The 13,878-nt window shown below is 72.0% G+C and carries 17 protein-coding genes; 8 read left to right on the top strand and 9 right to left on the bottom strand.

Going from position 1 to position 13,878, the window contains the following annotated elements; genetic code table 11:
- Positions 1-203: 203 nt before the first annotated feature.
- The 3 genes from OG589_RS11940 (at position 204) to OG589_RS11930 (ending at position 1,766) form a co-directional block, all read left to right on the top strand.
- Positions 204-632, top strand: coding sequence for an arsenate reductase ArsC (locus OG589_RS11940; RefSeq protein ID WP_405144355.1), 429 nt, complete (start codon positions 204-206; stop codon positions 630-632).
- Positions 633-713: 81 nt separating this feature from the next.
- Entirely contained in the window at positions 714-1,394 is a 681-nt protein-coding gene (locus tag OG589_RS11935; protein ID WP_405148664.1) for a helix-turn-helix domain-containing protein, read from the top strand.
- A 186-nt stretch (positions 1,395-1,580) separates the two neighbouring features.
- Positions 1,581-1,766 (top strand): hypothetical protein, encoded by a 186-nt coding sequence (locus tag OG589_RS11930; RefSeq protein ID WP_405144358.1) that lies wholly within the window; start codon positions 1,581-1,583, stop codon positions 1,764-1,766.
- A gap of 163 nt (positions 1,767-1,929) precedes the next feature.
- On the opposite strand, the gene OG589_RS11925 is transcribed toward OG589_RS11930, so the two are convergent.
- Genes OG589_RS11925 through OG589_RS11915 form a run of 3 tightly spaced genes read right to left on the bottom strand, consistent with a single transcriptional unit; the run spans position 1,930 to position 3,283 of the window.
- On the bottom strand, positions 1,930-2,787 hold the full coding sequence (locus OG589_RS11925; RefSeq protein ID WP_405148663.1) for an SAM-dependent methyltransferase: 858 nt from the start codon (positions 2,785-2,787) through the stop codon (positions 1,930-1,932).
- A 37-nt stretch (positions 2,788-2,824) separates the two neighbouring features.
- Positions 2,825-3,118 (bottom strand): hypothetical protein, encoded by a 294-nt coding sequence (locus OG589_RS11920; RefSeq protein WP_405148661.1) that lies wholly within the window; start codon positions 3,116-3,118, stop codon positions 2,825-2,827.
- A gap of 18 nt (positions 3,119-3,136) precedes the next feature.
- Positions 3,137-3,283, bottom strand: a complete 147-nt coding sequence (locus OG589_RS11915) for a hypothetical protein (RefSeq protein ID WP_405148659.1) — start codon at positions 3,281-3,283, stop codon at positions 3,137-3,139.
- Here OG589_RS11915 and OG589_RS11910 point away from each other — a divergent pair.
- Both OG589_RS11910 and OG589_RS11905 read left to right on the top strand, forming a co-directional pair.
- On the top strand, positions 3,275-3,517 hold the full coding sequence (locus OG589_RS11910; RefSeq protein ID WP_405148657.1) for a hypothetical protein: 243 nt from the start codon (positions 3,275-3,277) through the stop codon (positions 3,515-3,517). The two genes, OG589_RS11915 and OG589_RS11910, sit on opposite strands and share 9 nt — an antisense overlap.
- A 73-nt stretch (positions 3,518-3,590) precedes the next feature.
- Positions 3,591-4,232: a hypothetical protein gene (locus OG589_RS11905; RefSeq protein ID WP_405148655.1), complete on the top strand. Its 642-nt coding sequence runs from the start codon at positions 3,591-3,593 to the stop codon at positions 4,230-4,232.
- 75 nt (positions 4,233-4,307) lie between these two features.
- On the opposite strand, the gene OG589_RS11900 is transcribed toward OG589_RS11905, so the two are convergent.
- Positions 4,308-4,943 (bottom strand): zinc-binding dehydrogenase, encoded by a 636-nt coding sequence (locus OG589_RS11900; protein WP_405148654.1) that lies wholly within the window; start codon positions 4,941-4,943, stop codon positions 4,308-4,310.
- A 64-nt stretch (positions 4,944-5,007) separates the two neighbouring features.
- Here OG589_RS11900 and OG589_RS11895 point away from each other — a divergent pair, with 64 nt between their 5' ends.
- Positions 5,008-5,574 (top strand): TetR/AcrR family transcriptional regulator, encoded by a 567-nt coding sequence (locus OG589_RS11895; protein WP_405152018.1) that lies wholly within the window; start codon positions 5,008-5,010, stop codon positions 5,572-5,574.
- 61 nt (positions 5,575-5,635) lie between these two features.
- On the opposite strand, the gene OG589_RS11890 is transcribed toward OG589_RS11895, so the two are convergent.
- From OG589_RS11890 to OG589_RS11875, 4 genes are all read right to left on the bottom strand, one after another.
- Entirely contained in the window at positions 5,636-6,712 is a 1,077-nt protein-coding gene (locus OG589_RS11890; RefSeq protein WP_405148652.1) for a TIGR04500 family putative peptide maturation system protein, read from the bottom strand.
- Between the two features lie 2 nt (positions 6,713-6,714).
- Positions 6,715-7,701 carry an MvdC/MvdD family ATP grasp protein gene (locus OG589_RS11885; RefSeq protein WP_405148650.1) on the bottom strand — a complete coding sequence of 329 codons (987 nt, stop codon included), beginning with the start codon at positions 7,699-7,701 and terminating at the stop codon, positions 6,715-6,717.
- A gap of 78 nt (positions 7,702-7,779) precedes the next feature.
- Positions 7,780-7,920, bottom strand: a complete 141-nt coding sequence (locus OG589_RS11880) for a hypothetical protein (RefSeq protein ID WP_405148649.1) — start codon at positions 7,918-7,920, stop codon at positions 7,780-7,782.
- A gap of 13 nt (positions 7,921-7,933) precedes the next feature.
- Entirely contained in the window at positions 7,934-8,083 is a 150-nt protein-coding gene (locus OG589_RS11875) for a hypothetical protein (RefSeq protein WP_405148647.1), read from the bottom strand.
- A gap of 266 nt (positions 8,084-8,349) precedes the next feature.
- Between OG589_RS11875 and OG589_RS11870 the strand changes: the two genes are divergently transcribed.
- Both OG589_RS11870 and OG589_RS11865 read left to right on the top strand, forming a co-directional pair.
- Positions 8,350-9,546, top strand: a complete 1,197-nt coding sequence (locus OG589_RS11870) for a heparin lyase I family protein (protein ID WP_405148646.1) — start codon at positions 8,350-8,352, stop codon at positions 9,544-9,546.
- Between the two features lie 108 nt (positions 9,547-9,654).
- Positions 9,655-10,962 (top strand): discoidin domain-containing protein, encoded by a 1,308-nt coding sequence (locus tag OG589_RS11865; RefSeq protein WP_405148645.1) that lies wholly within the window; start codon positions 9,655-9,657, stop codon positions 10,960-10,962.
- Positions 10,963-10,971: 9 nt separating this feature from the next.
- On the opposite strand, the gene OG589_RS11860 is transcribed toward OG589_RS11865, so the two are convergent.
- Entirely contained in the window at positions 10,972-13,755 is a 2,784-nt protein-coding gene (locus OG589_RS11860) for a LuxR C-terminal-related transcriptional regulator (protein WP_405148644.1), read from the bottom strand.
- Between the last annotated feature and the right edge of the window lie 123 nt (positions 13,756-13,878).

The raw sequence follows: 13,878 nt of genomic DNA, 5'->3' as shown, positions 1-13,878 counted from the left end.
CCGGTCACAGCGCTGAGGTCACCACAAGGCATGAGCGGCATCTGGGCGGCTGGGCACCTGGGGCCACCCCTAGGACTCGGCCATAAGTTGACAGTAGCTGGACGACTCAATAGATTTTGAGTCAATGAATGATGAGTGGATTTCTGGGTGAGGGTGCGAGGCCCGGGAGGGCCACATGCCTACGCCCGCGGAAGGGATTTCGATTGAGCACCACCAAGCCCAGCGTTCTGTTCGTCTGCGTTCACAACGCCGGGCGCTCCCAGATGGCCGCCGGGTGGCTCACCCACCTTGCCGGTGACCGGATCGAGGTGCGGTCCGCCGGCTCCGCACCTGCTGAGACGATCAACCCGATCGCCGTCGAGGCGATGGCCGAGATCGGGGTCGACATCACCGGTGAGCAGCCCAAGGTCCTCACCCCTGAGGCTGTTCAAGCGTCGGATGTGGTCATCACCATGGGGTGCGGCGACGCCTGCCCCATCTTCCCCGGCAAGCGGTATGAGGACTGGAAGCTGGACGACCCGGCTGGCCAAGGCATCGACGCCGTGCGCCCCATCCGCGACGAGATCCACACCCGGGTCGAGGAGCTCATCGCTCAGCTCGTGCCGGTGGCGCATTCCGGGTCGCGCCGTTGACCTGCGGGCGTGCACCTGCCGCAGATGCCCATGCACGCCGGCCACTTGACGCGGCAAACTGTGTCAAAGAGTATTGAGTCAATGAACGCTGATTGGTCTTCCTCGGTGCGGGCGCGAGCCCGCGTGCACGCGGCACTCGGCGACCCGGCCCGGTTGTCGATCGTCGAGCGGCTGACCCTCGCCGACGCCTCTCCCGGGGAGATCGGGCGAGACTTCGGTCTGCCCACCAACCTGCTCGCCCACCACCTGAACATCCTGCAGGAGGCCGGCCTGGTGGAGCGGTGCCGCTCGGAAGGCGACCGGCGGCGCACCTACCTGCGCCTGGTCCCCGGCACGCTCGACGGCCTGCTGCCGGTCAGCGAGCGGCAGGCACCCCGGGTGGTGTTCCTGTGCACGCACAACTCGGCACGCTCACAGATCGCCGCCGCGCTATGGGCCCGCAAGAGCACGGTGCCCGCAGCGTCCGCCGGCACCCAGCCCGCCGACGCGGTGCACCCGGACGCGATCGCCGTCGCCCGCCGCCACGGGCTGAGGCTGCACAAGTCCCGGCCCGTCCATCTCGAACAGGTCGCGCGTCCCGGAGATCTCGTGATCGCCGTCTGCGACAACGCCCACGAGCAACTCGGGCACGACGATCACCTGCACTGGTCGGTGCCCGACCCCGTTCTCGCCGGCACCCCCGACGCCTTCGAACGCGCCTTCGCCGACCTCGACAGCCGGGTCGACCGCCTGGCCTCGGCCATCCACCCCCCGCAGGAATAACGCCATGCCTGTGCCTCGCGGACTCCAGGACCTTGGCGTGGACCAACTGCCCCAGGACAGACCGCAGGCACGGCGGCCTGCCCTCCGGTCAACGACACATCTCGAGGCCGTACCGAAAGGATGATCTCCTTGAGCATTCCAGCCGCGCCCGAGACTCACCGCCCGAGCGGCCGAACGGAGACTGCCATGATCGGTCGCCTGCTCGCCGTGTGGCAGTGGTGCGCGAACCACCGTCTGATCTGGGGAGCCATCGCAGCGGTCATCTGGGCCGCCGTCATGTACCAGTTCGTCGACGGACTGCTCATCGCGGCCCTATGCGGAGCGGCTTTCGGCGTGGTCTCAGCCGTGACACTGCCCCGGCCACCTAAGTGACCCTGCTCGTGCCCTCCCTTCTGCGGAGCCGGGGAATGGCGCCGTTCGCACTCACCGTCGCGGCCTGACGCTCGGGCCCTGACGTGCCCCGCGGTCTCGACTCCGCGGGGCATCGCCTCGGCCCGACAAGATCTCCTCGGCCCGACAAGCGGGACGGCTCTGGCTAGGGCTTGCGCGCGACCCCGCCGGCGCAGGCCACCTCGGGAGCCTCACCCCACGGGTTGGGGTCCGGCCGCCACCGCGTCACCGACACGATCCCGGGCTCCAGCAGCTCAAGACCCTCGAAGTACCCGGCGATGAGCTCCGGGCTGCGGGGGGTGTACGGAACCACGCCGCTTCCCGAGTTGTGACGTCGCATGGCCTGGACGTACGCGGGGTCGGTGTCGGCGCCGTCGTAGAGCGCCAGGTAGCTGCCCGAGGGCAGAGCGCTCATCAACCGGTTCACAATCGAACGCGTCTCGTCGTAGTCGCTGACCAGGCCCAGAATCCCCATCAGCATGAGCGCGGTCGGCCGGCTGAAGTCCAGCGTCTTCCCGGCCGCCTCCAGGATGAGCTCGGGATCGCGTACATCCGCCTCGATGTAGTCGGTGGCGCCCTCAGGAGTGCTGGTGAGCAGCGCCTGGGCGTGCACGAGCACCAAGGGGTCGTTGTCCACGTAGACGATGCGCGACTCCGGCGCCACCCGCTGGGCGACCTCATGGGTGTTGTCCACGGTCGGCAGTCCGGTGCCGATGTCCAGGAACTGGCGGATGCCCGCCTCACCGGCCAGGAAGCGCACGGTACGAGCGAGCATGTGCCGGGAATGCCGGGCGATGTCCACCATGCCGGGGAAGACTTCGCTTACCTTGTCACCCGCCAGGCGGTCGACGGGGTAGTTGTCCTTCCCGCCCAGCAAGTAGTTCCAGATGCGCGCCGAATGCGGCACGGCGGTGTTGATGCGTGCCGCGTTCAACCTGTTCGCGGCGTCCGATGTCCGCGCGGAATCATCGGGCTCGGATAAGGGGTTGCGGTCGTCGGCCATCGGTAACTCCCTACCTCGCGGTGTCTCTGCTGGGAGGTTACGCCCCTACGCGAGAGCCGGACTTGCGGCCGGCGGGCTTGGGCTCCCCTGCGGGCGCTGGTTTTGGGTGCTCGTTTCTGTGTGAGATCACAAAAGCCACGCCCTTTACAAAGTAGATCATAACCGACCCGAGTCGATCACCCAGCGACCTCCGCCGCGCGTCGGCGTACAGGTCGAGGATGCGGCGGCACTCCCCAAGCGGCGTGCCGCCTCCCTGCTCGCCGAAGGTCATCGTCCCGAGGAACAGCTCGGAGACCCGTAGCCCGGTCTGCCCCAGCAGTCTGTAGCGCATTCGCCGGTCCTTGTCGTCTCAGTGCAGATAGCCGTGCAGGAAGGCGCGGACGCCGGAGGTCACCATCTCGTCGATCTCCTTTTCTCCGGGGACCGCGCCCAGGTAGGAGGGGTTGGCCACCGAGATCAGCACGGCGTGGCCGGCGGCGTCCGCGCCGTGGAGCACCTGCGGCTGACGATGACCGAGCTGCGGGTGGCCAACGTGCGCACGCAGGTCGCGCTGTCGGCGTTCACCGACTTCGAGATCACCGATCCGGCCGAGCCCGGCGTGATCACCCCCGGCGAGCACCAGGAGCCGGCCCTGGTCGAGATGCTGGACGAGGTCATCGCCTGGTCACGGGCGCTCAAGTCCCTGCGCGGCGCCATCGCGAGCGCCGAGCCGGAAGCGGTACGGGCGTGACGCCCGAGGCCCGCTCTTCAACGTCCGCCACTCCCCCGTCGAACCCATTCAGGGACGTGTACGTCATGAGGGCATGAGACACCGGCTGCTCTTCGTCCTGCTCCTCGTCACCGCGACCCTGGTGACCGCTCCGGGCACGGCGTGCGCCTGCGACTGCGCTACCCGGGAGCCGGCGGAGCTGGTCAGGACGTCGGCCGCCGTCTTCACCGGGACGCTGGTGTCCGCCCGGCGGCTCGAAGGCGATCCTCTCGGTCCCAGGCCGCCGATCATCTACACCTTCCGTGCCGACCAGGTCTACAAGGGGCAGGCGAGCGCCGGGTTCGAGGTGGCCACCAACGCGGACGAGGCCTCGTGCGGGTACCACTTCCTCACCGGGTCGCGGTACCTGGTGTTCGCCTCCACGGGCGAGTCCGGCCTTTTGGCGGTCGATCCCGGCGTGGCCCTGCACACCTCACTGTGCGCCGGGAACCGCATGGTCCGTCCCGGTGGGGACCCCCTGCGACCAGAGGACGGGACGCAGAGCGGGGAACCTCTGGCGACCGGGCTCATTACCGCTCTCGGGGCGGCGACACGCCCTCCGGTGACCGCCGCCATCCCGCGTTCCGGCGATTCCACCGGTCGGCCGGCCCCGCTCTGGATCTACGCCGCGACGGCCATGGCAGTCCTCGTCCTAGCCTTCGCCGGATGGCGGATCTCCAGACGACGCAGGCCATAGGGACGCCGGCGTAGGCGTAGGCGTAGTCCTGGGCATAGCGGGCGAGGAACCGCAGACCGGACGGCACGGCCACGGTCAGGCGGGTTCCACGTCCAGGACGGCCTTGCCGGCGATGCGGCGGGCGAGGAGGGCCTGGGCGGCCTCGGTGACGCGGTCCCAGGGGCCGCGCCAGTCGACCTCCGGCGAGAGGCGGCCGGCCGCGAGGAACGCGAGGAGGGTGGCGAGGTCGGGCCCGACCTCGGTGACGTCGCCGAACGTGCTCATCGTCTTGGCCGGGCCGATGGAGAACAGCGAGTACGGCGCGAACACCGCCGGTTCGTCCGACGCCCAGCCGATGTTCTGCACGTGGCCGCCGGGGGCCAGGAGGGCCCAGGCGGCGGCGAGCTGCGGCCCGCCCACGGTGTCGAGGACGAGGTCGACGGGCCGGTCGATGCCCTCCAGGCCCACCACCACCTCGTGGGCGCCCAGCCCGGCCAGGCCGCCGGCGCGGGCGGCCGACCCCACCGACGCGATAACGTGCGCGCCGCCCAGTGCCGCGAGCTGGACCGCGTAACGGCCGACGCCGCCGGCGGCCCCGGTGATCAGCACCCGCCTGCCCAGGATGGAGCGGGAGCGCAACGTGCGCAGCGCCGTGATGCCGGCCATCGGCAGCGCGGCGGCGTCGGCGAGGTCGACCTGGCCGGGGACCTCGGCCACCGCGGTGGTGTCCACGGCCATCCTCTGCGCCCACGCGCCCGCGCCGAAAGCCGCCACCCTCGCGCCCTCGGCCGGCCCGGTGCGCGCCGAACGCGCCGACGCGGCGCGCAACCGCCGCGCGGTTCTGCGCGCGACCGAGCGGCTTCTGGCCGAGGGCGGTGGCGACCATGTGTCACTCGACCGCGTCGCCGCCCTCGCCGAGGTCGGGAAGGGCACCGTGTTCCGCCGCTTCGGCAGCCGCGCCGGGTTGCTGCGGGCCCTGCTGGAGGAGCGGTCCGGCGACCTGCGCGAAGCGGTCACGAACGGTCCACCGCCGCTCGGCCCCGGCGCGCCCGCCCGCGAGCGGTTGCTGGCCTTCCTCGACGGGCTCGGGCTGATCGCCGAGCGCAACGCCGTGCTGCTGTCCGCGCACGGGCAGGCCTGCGCCGACGACAAGTACGGCGACCCCAGCTACAGGTTCTGGCACCGGCATCTCAGCGCCCTGCTCACCGCGGAGCGCCCCGATCTCGACGCCGGCTTCCTGGCCCACGGCCTGCTCGCGCTCTTCGACGGCGGCCTGATCCGCCACCTGACCCCGCCAGGGGACCCCCGCCACTTCACCCGTTCTGTGCAGCGGATGGCCATGGCGCTGCTCGACCGCGACTGACCGGCTCGGCCATCGCCGCGTGCTCACCCGGGGTGGCCTGGCCGGGGGCGGCGCCCGGGGGTCACACCCCGGCCGGCCGGGCTCCGGGGATCGGCTCGCGCAGCGCCTTGGTGACGGATCCGGTACGCGGCGCGGTGCCCCACAGCCACTCCAGCTTCGCTTCGTGGCGCCTGCCGGCCAGCCACTGGTCGAAGAGCGCCTTCTCGATCTCGCGTCGCGTGGCGTCGTCGAGCACGGCGGGCCGTACCTCCAGGACGCAGATCACCTCGGCGCCGTGCTCCGGCGGGCCCAGCACGTCCCCCGCGACGGCGGTGGCGGCCATGGGGCCGAGATCACGCCGGAACGCCCGTCCCATCTCGCTGTCCGCGCCGTGGTCGAGCGTCTCGCCCGACGCCAGGCCGAGCAGGCCGGCCGCCTGGAACGGGCCGGCGCCACCGAGCCGCGCGACGGCCGCGCGGGCGGCCTCGGGGCGGGGGTAGCGCAGCCGCAGCACGCACAACCGGTCGTGACCGCCGGGGTCGGCCGCGAACACCTCCGGCGCGGCGTCGCCGGCGACGCGGCGGCGCAGGCGGGCGATCGCGGCCTCGGACGCGACGATCTCCTCCAGGTGGGCGTGGTCGAGCCCGCGCTCCGCCATCCAGTCCCGCGTGGCCTGGACGGTGAGCAGGCCACGCGCCCGGCGGAAGGCGTCAAGGGCCTCCTGCAGCTCGTCGGAAGGCAGATCGACGGGGTCACCGGCCAGTTCCTGCTCCACGAGACCGGCGTTCACCAGGCGCGTCGCCATGCCGGTGTCGTTCCACAGAACGTCCAGGACGGCCAGGGCGTGCTCCATCGTGATGTCCATGCCGTTGAGGCGCAGGACGACCTGCTCGCCGGCGTGACGGCTGCCGCGCAGCGGCCAGGGCAGGGCTCGGTCGGGGGCGAAGGCGACCGAGACGGCGCCGTCCTCGGCCGTGATCAGCACGTCGTAGTGGCGGCTGCCGCCGGGGAAGTCCCGCTGCCACACCAGGCGCATCGGGACGCCGTGGCGTTCGCGAAGCTCTCCCAGCAGCTCCCTGGCCTCGGCGGGTTCGAGGTCGGCGATCCTGCGCAGGTACGCGAGGACGTCAGGCAGCAGGCGGTCGGAGGGGAAGGGCACGGTCAGGCTCCTTCGAGCAGGAAGTCGCGGATGGCCTCGCTGATCGGCAGGCCCGTGAGGTTCTCGACCCACAGCCATTGGGCGTTGGGGTTGATCTCCAGGAAGACGTGGCGGCCGTCGGGCGTGAGGATCAGGTCGATCGCCCCGTACATCAGGCCGAGCCGGTCCATCAGGGCCAGGCAGCGCGTCGCGACCTCGCCGGACAGGTCGTGCGGGCGGTACGGGGTGACCTTGGTGTCGTAGCGCCGCCAGTCGAGGCTGGACCGGTTGGACACCTGGGAGTGGATCTCCGCGGCGAAGATCCGGCGCCCGACGATGGTGACCCGCAGCTCGACCCGCTTGGGCACCCGTTCCTGGACGATGACCGGGCAGAACCGCAGCCCCTGGGCGTGGGCCACGTCCCTGGCCGACACCGGCTCGCAGAACCGGGTCACGGTGACCGCGCCCGCGACGTCTTCGATGTAGGGGACGTAGAGCGGCTTGGTGATGACGCGGCCGTCGTGCCGGTCGTGGAAGTCGAGGAACGACTCCGCGTCCGTGGTGATCACCGTCTCCGGGATGGGGAACCCGAGCTCGGCCGCGTGGGCGAGCTGGGAGGCCTTGTGCCCGGCCCGCCGGAAGACCGACTCACGGGCCGGCAGGTGGGGGCAGGGCAGGTTCTCCCACAGGTCGGTGACCAGGCTGTCGCATTCCCTGGCGACGTGCGCGGCGACGGCCGGATCGAGGATCTCGGGGTGCGGCGCGGGCCGCGTCGGGCGGCGCCACCACAGGGCGGTGACCGCGTCGAGGTCGATGTCGTGCTTCCCGGTGCGCAGCGTACGCCGGATCGGGCCGCCCGCCGCGTACGTGAGGTCGACCCGCGCGGAGACGGGGAAGTCGCGGGGGTTGAAGACGGTGACGCGCGCGCCGCGCTCGGTGAGCAGACCGCCGACGCGGTCGGCGTGCGGGTCGTCCTCGCCGGTGAGGATGAGTACGTGCGGGTGCGACACCTCGCCCCTTTCGTGGTGTTCGAAGGGGCGGGGACCCCACTCGGTGAGGCCCCCGCCCTCGCGCCCTACAGGGCGATGTCATCCCAGGAGCACATGTTCCCGCCGTAGCTGCCGGTGTTGTACTCCGGCCACATCGCGCCGGAGACACCGCTCAGTCTGCTCTTCGTTCAGTTCCTTGCCCGCCGCGCTGATGTCGGTCAGGCTGGTACGCGTCTTCATGATCGTTTTCTCCCTAACACTGCATGTCGTCGTGCTGCGGCCGTCCCGAGAAGCTCAGCGCGGCCTGGGGGTCCCTACCGCCGCTGACGCCCTGGAGCTGGCTTTCGTCCAGTTCGGCGCCGGCATCGGAGATGTCACGCAGTTCGGTGCGCTGCTTTCCCATCCGGTTCCTCCTTCCTGAAGAGCTTCCTGAAGAGCCGGGCGGCTCTCACGGGCACAGCCTGTCCACGCCGACTTGCAATCGGCTGGGAGCACAGAGGGATCTTGCTTGTGACGCCGGCCGGCTCCCCCCCGTCGCGCGGTTGAGCATCGCTTACTCATGACGCCTTCCGTGGGCTCCACGACGCTTCGAGGTGATGGAGACCTGACCCCGATCCCGGGCGCGCGTGGCGCGGGATCGGACACACCACCAGGGAAGGAACGACCCCAGTGACCTGGAAGAAAGCCATGGCAGTGACGGTGGCGGCGTTCGCGGCCTGCCTCACCGCCTCGACGCTGCCCGCCCAGCCGGCGAGCGCCGATCCGGCGGGCGTGTCAAGGACGCTCGACTGGGAGAACCCGGCCGACCGGACCGTCCCCGGCACCCCGCCCAGCGGGTTCCTCACGCATATCGGCGTCGCCCACGGCGTCGGCGTGGTGGGGAGCCCGGTGCGGGACGGCTCGTACGCGGCGCGGTTCCAGCTCGACAGGAGCGATCCGATCACCTCAAGCAGCAAGCGCGCCGAGATCACGCAGTTCGACTCCCAGCCGCTCAACGCGGACCGCTGGTACGGCTTCAGCATCAACCTGCCGTCGAGCTGGGTCAGCGACGTCGCGGCCGAGATCGTCAGCCAGTGGCACCATTGCGACACCTGCGGAGGCGGCTCTCCCCCGCTGGCCCTGCTCACCCAGAACGGCCACTGGAAGATCGACTTCCGGGGCGACATCATCGACCTCGGCCCGTACAGCACGGGCGCGTGGACGGACTGGGCCTTCCACGTCAAGTGGCGCACCGACACCAACGGGGTGCTGGAGGTGTGGCGGAACGGCGCCCCGGTCCTGAGCCGCTCCGGGGCCACGTTCGCCGGCGGGCCCCGCTCGCCGTACTTCAAGTTCGGCATCTACAAGTGGGACTGGGCGGCGTCAAAGCCGAAGTCCACCCTCACCCAGCGCGTCATGTACTACGACGCGCTACGGCTGGGCGACGAGCGCGCGGGTCTCGCCGACGTGTCTCCCGGCTCGAACTGCGGAGCCACCGTGCCCGTGGCGGGCGCCTCCGCGTCGACCTACGAGCCGGTCAACCCGCCCTCGCAGGCCATCGACGGCGACCTCGCCACCCGATGGTCCGGACAGGGATTCGGCGCCTCCCTCATCCTCGACCTCGGAACCACCCGCACCCTGTGCGGCACCAAGGTCGCCTGGCACCGAGGCGACACCCGCTGGAACGACTACACCGTCTACGTCTCAACCGACGGAACCACCTACACCAAAACCTGGGAAGGCCGAAGCACCGGAACCACCACCACACCAGAAACCCGGCTCTTCACCACCGGCCCCCGCACCGCCCGCTACGTCAAGATCTCCTTCTGGCAGAACCCGGAGAACGACTGGGCCAGCATCACCGAAGCCGCCGTACTCGGCTCCTGACCAGTGGCCGCGCCGCCTTCCCGGCGGCGCGGCCCCTCCCGCCGGGTGGGGGGCTCCGGCTCCCCGCCCGGCCGCACCAGAGGTTTCCCCCGCTGAAAGGCGACTTCGATGCGAAGCTCCCGCTTCCTCACCCTGATGGCCCTGGTCCCGTTCTGCTCCTCCCTGCTCACCGGCGTCGCCTCGGCTCCCGCCGCGGCGGGGGCCGCCGCCCCAACCGCCGGGACCGATCCGGTCGACGGGGTGGCCATGATCTATCCCAGCAAGGCGGGAGGGCAGGCCTGGCACCTGTCCCCCGGCCCGTCCCGCGATCCCCGCCTCGACGGGACCGCCCTGAAGCCGAACCCGGACGGCACCTTCAAGGTCCGCGACGTCAAGACCCGGATCGGCGTGTCCACGACGACCTACGACGAGGACACGCAGGAGAACGCCCTCGTGTGGTCCCAGCCCGCCCTGCGCTCACGCGGCTACATGCACGACGTCAACGACTGGCGGGACGTCGAGATCACCGGCTACGTCCGCTACCTCTCCGGCGACGACGGCGACGCCTTCACCTGGTACGCGCGTGGCGGCCGGCACACGGGTACGGGCGGGCCCCCGCAGGCGTGCTGGGGGACGGCTTACAAGGGCAACCTGCGCTACCGCGACGGGGCGGTGCGATTCGAGAAGGAGCTGTACCACGACGGGGGCGCCGGTTACGCGCAGGATCCGTACCAGAACGGCGGCGCCTCCCTCAAGGGCAGGATGACCGGCTTCAAGGTGGTCATGTACAACATTCCCGGCGGGGTGCGGATGGAGGCCTACCTTGACCGCGGCGGCGACGGCCGCTGGACCAGGGTCTCCACCCGGGACGACACGGGCACCTGGCCCATCGGCACCGCCAACCGCTGCGGCGGCGGGAACTCCGAGACGATCACCTGGGGCGGCCCCAAGGCGGCGTTCCGGTGGGACGCGGCCACGGACGTCGACGTCGCCAGGCTGAGCGTCCGCGAGATCGACCCGAGCGGGGGCTCCTGCGGCACCATGCTCAACCCTGCCGGGGTGTCGGCAACCACCTACGAGCCGGTCAACCCGCCGGCGAACGCGGTCGACGGGAACCTGGCCACCCGATGGTCGGGACAGGGGTTCGGCGCCTCACTGATCCTCGACCTCGGATCGCTCCGCCGCCTGTGCGGAACCAAGGTGGCCTGGCACCGGGGCGAGGCCCGCTGGAACGACTACACCGTATACGTCTCATCAGACGGGACCACCTACACCAAGACCTGGGAAGGCCGGAGCTCCGGAACCACCGCCGCACCCGAGACCAGGCTGTTCACCAACGGCCCCCACGACGCCCGCTACGTCAAGATCTCCTTCTGGCAGAACCCCGAGAACGACTGGGCCAGCATCACCGAGGCCGCCGTACTCGGTCCCACGTGATCGGGGACGTCAGACGGGCCGTCCCCAGACCGGTCCGACCGGCGTGACCAGCCGGGGCAGTCCCAGTGCGTCCGGCAGCTCGTCCCTGCCCCGGATGCCCAGCTTGCCGTAGGCCCGGTGCAGGTGGTTGGCCACGGTCCGCCGGGACAGGCCGAGCCGGGCGGCGATGGCGTCGTTCGCCAGGCCGGCGGCGGCCAGCTCGCACGCCTCCCGCTCGCGACCGCTGAGCACCGCCGCCGGCGCCGCACTGTCCCAGGGCGGGCGGTACCCCTCGCACAGCTCTACGAGCCGGCGGCTCCGTGTCCGCAGCCGGGCCGCGCGGCGGGCGTCGCCCCGTGCCTCGGCGACGCCCGCGGCGGTGGACGCGGCCTCGGCCGCCAGGCTGTTGTACCCGCGATGCTCCAGCGCGCCGGACGCCGCCTCCAGCCCTTCGACGTCCGACTCGGAGGCGGCACGGGCATGCCGGGCGAACAGCCGGAACAGCTCGCTGTCACCGCGCTCGGCGACGTCGTGAAGCGCCCGCGCGACGTGGGAGGAGGGCCGCAGCCGCGCGGAGTAGTACAGGGTCTCCGAGGCCTTGGTGAGCCACCCGGCCGACTCGTACCGGTGGGCCAGCAGGGCGGCTTGGGGGGCCGAGGCCCGCCAGGCGCCGGTGTGGGCCCTGATGCGGATTTTCGCCAGGTGGAGGTGATCATGCAGGCTCGACTCCGCCGGCAGGCGGCGCGTGATCTCGCCGAGCACCCGGCGTCCTTCCTGCGCGCGGCCGAGGGAAGCCAGGCAGGCGGCGTACTCGGCGAACACGTAGACCTGGATCGGGAAGGGGATGTGATCCTCCAGCAGCGCGCGTGCCTCCTGGAAGTGCGGCAGGGCGCGGGCGGGACGCCCGGCCCACGTCTCGCAGATGCCCAGCTCGAAGGCCAGCAAGGTGACCTCGGCCGAGGCGGCGTGCTCAACGGCCGTCCGGTAGCCCGACCCGGCGGCGGCGAAGGCCTCGCCGAGCCGCCCGGCCAGGACGAGCGCCTGGACGCGGCAGGCCGTCGTGGCCGCCTCCATCGCGCCCCAGACGGACGGGACCCCCAGCCGGCCGTTCGCGTAGTCGTCGGCCACCCGTGCCGGGCGGCCGAGGTAGAGGTCCAGGTAGGCGCGGAGCGGCTCGCACACGCTCGCGATCACGGGGTCCCCCACCCGCGAGGACAGTTCCCGCAGGCCGGTCGGGGCGCGCTCGTTCCCGTCGGCGCCGAAGGTGGCCAGCGCCAGCTCCGCGACCCGCAGCTCGGCCGCGGCCGAGCCCTCCAGGGGGCCGAAGGTGCGGGCACGCCGTACGACCGCCTGCGCCTCGGCGGGGCGTCGCAGGTTCCAGAAGAGGTTGAGCGCCCTCAGGGCGGCGACGCGCGCCCGCTCGCCCGGCGCGTCCACGCCCTCTCCCTCGGCCATCCGCCCGGCGAGCAGATCCTCGGCCTCGGCCGCCTTGTCCTGGGCGACCAGCGCCCGTGCCAGTGCGTCGGCGCCGGCCTTCGGACGCGCACGGCGGGCCAGCCGTTCGGACAGGGGCGCGTCGCGGCGGGCCAGCGCGTCGCGGGCGGCGCCGAGCACCTCCTCGTCGGGCACCGGGTCGCCCGCCGCGAGCCGCCAGGTCACCGCCCGCAACCCCGCGTCACCCGCAACCCCCGGCTGCGAGGTCACCGCGCGCGGCTCCGCGTCGTCCGGCGCCGGCCGCCCCCGCGTCACCGCGCGGGCGAGCGAGCGGTAGATGTCCCTGCGGCGGCCCTCGCCGGTCTCCGCCCTCACGACCTCGCCGTACAGCGGATGCCCGACCCGTACGACCAGGTCGCGGCGGACCCGTTCGACGGCGATGAGGGAGCGCCGTTCGAGCTCCTCCAGCACGGGCGTGCCGACGAGCGTCTCCACCACCTCCAGCGGCACGGGCTCGGCGTGGGCCACGCACGCCAGGGCGTGCGCCTCCTCGGCGGTGAGCCCGTCGAGCAGCGCCGCCACCAGGTCGCGCAGCCCCCGGTGCTCCGGCATCCGGCCCTCCCATCGCCACACCGCGCTGACCCTGCGCAGGCCGCCCGAGGCGAGGCACGCCTCAAGCAGGTGCCGCAGGAAGAGCGGGTTGCCCTGGGTGGCGCGCCACAGCTTGTCGACGGTCAGCCCGTCGACCGGTCCCTCCAGCGCCTCGCCCAGCAGCGCGGTGACGGCCTCGCGGCTCAGCGCCTGCACCGCGAAGGTCTGGACGTACGGCCGTCGGAGCAGGCCGAGGACGGCGGGCGTCCGCATGGCGCCGGTCCTGGCCGCGGCGACGATCCGCACTCCCGCGGTGGCCGCCAGGTGCTGCGCCAGCACGATGGACGCCTCGTCGAGATGGTGCGCGTCGTCGATGGCCAGCACGCACGCCCGGTCACCGGCCGCCTCGAGCAGCGCGCTCCTGGCCGCGCCGAAGATGTTGGCCATGCCGTGGTGTTCGCCGTCGGGCAGCAGCGCGGTCACCGCCGCGAACGGCAGGCCGCTCGACGCCTCGGCTCCCGCCACCACGACGACGTGCATCCCCTCGTCGCGGCAGCGGGCCACGATCGAGTCCAGCAGCCGTGACTTGCCGATCCCCGCCTGCCCCACCAGCAGCACACCGGGCACGCCGTGCGCTCCGAGCTGCTTCACCACGGCCCGGGTCTCGGCCGTCCTTCCGACGAAGGGCCAGAGGAGACGCGGCGGGGGCGTGCCGCCTCCAGAGGGCCTCTCGTCCCGCACGTCGCCGCACAGCCGCACGTGACCCTCCTCGCCGGGCAGGAAACCCATCCGCGTCAATCTCCCCCATCGAATATGGGAAAGCAACGAGAGCCGAACCGAGATCCCCCATCGGCCGGGGGACGCCGGTGGGAGCGCCGAAGCGGAGGCCGGGAGGCGAGCACCGACCATGCC

Source organism: Sphaerisporangium sp. NBC_01403 (genome assembly GCF_045040145.1).
Classification (GTDB): domain Bacteria; phylum Actinomycetota; class Actinomycetes; order Streptosporangiales; family Streptosporangiaceae; genus Sphaerisporangium; species Sphaerisporangium viridialbum.
This window is presented reverse-complemented; position numbering and strand designations above follow the sequence as displayed.

Bases quoted from the DNA above. Each gene is read 5' to 3' on its own strand.
- OG589_RS11935 (WP_405148664.1), top strand. From the start codon at position 714: ATGAACGCTGATTGGTCTTCCTCGGTGCGGGCGCGAGCCCGCGTGCAC.
- OG589_RS11930 (WP_405144358.1), top strand. From the start codon at position 1,581: ATGATCGGTCGCCTGCTCGCCGTGTGGCAGTGGTGCGCGAACCACCGT.
- OG589_RS11925 (WP_405148663.1), bottom strand. From the start codon at position 2,787: ATGGCCGACGACCGCAACCCCTTATCCGAGCCCGATGATTCCGCGCGG.
- OG589_RS11920 (WP_405148661.1), bottom strand. From the start codon at position 3,118: ATGCGCTACAGACTGCTGGGGCAGACCGGGCTACGGGTCTCCGAGCTG.
- OG589_RS11905 (WP_405148655.1), top strand. From the start codon at position 3,591: ATGAGACACCGGCTGCTCTTCGTCCTGCTCCTCGTCACCGCGACCCTG.
- OG589_RS11880 (WP_405148649.1), bottom strand. From the start codon at position 7,920: ATGAAGACGCGTACCAGCCTGACCGACATCAGCGCGGCGGGCAAGGAA.
- OG589_RS11875 (WP_405148647.1), bottom strand. From the start codon at position 8,083: ATGGGAAAGCAGCGCACCGAACTGCGTGACATCTCCGATGCCGGCGCC.
- OG589_RS11865 (WP_405148645.1), top strand. From the start codon at position 9,655: ATGCGAAGCTCCCGCTTCCTCACCCTGATGGCCCTGGTCCCGTTCTGC.
- OG589_RS11860 (WP_405148644.1), bottom strand. From the start codon at position 13,755: ATGGGTTTCCTGCCCGGCGAGGAGGGTCACGTGCGGCTGTGCGGCGAC.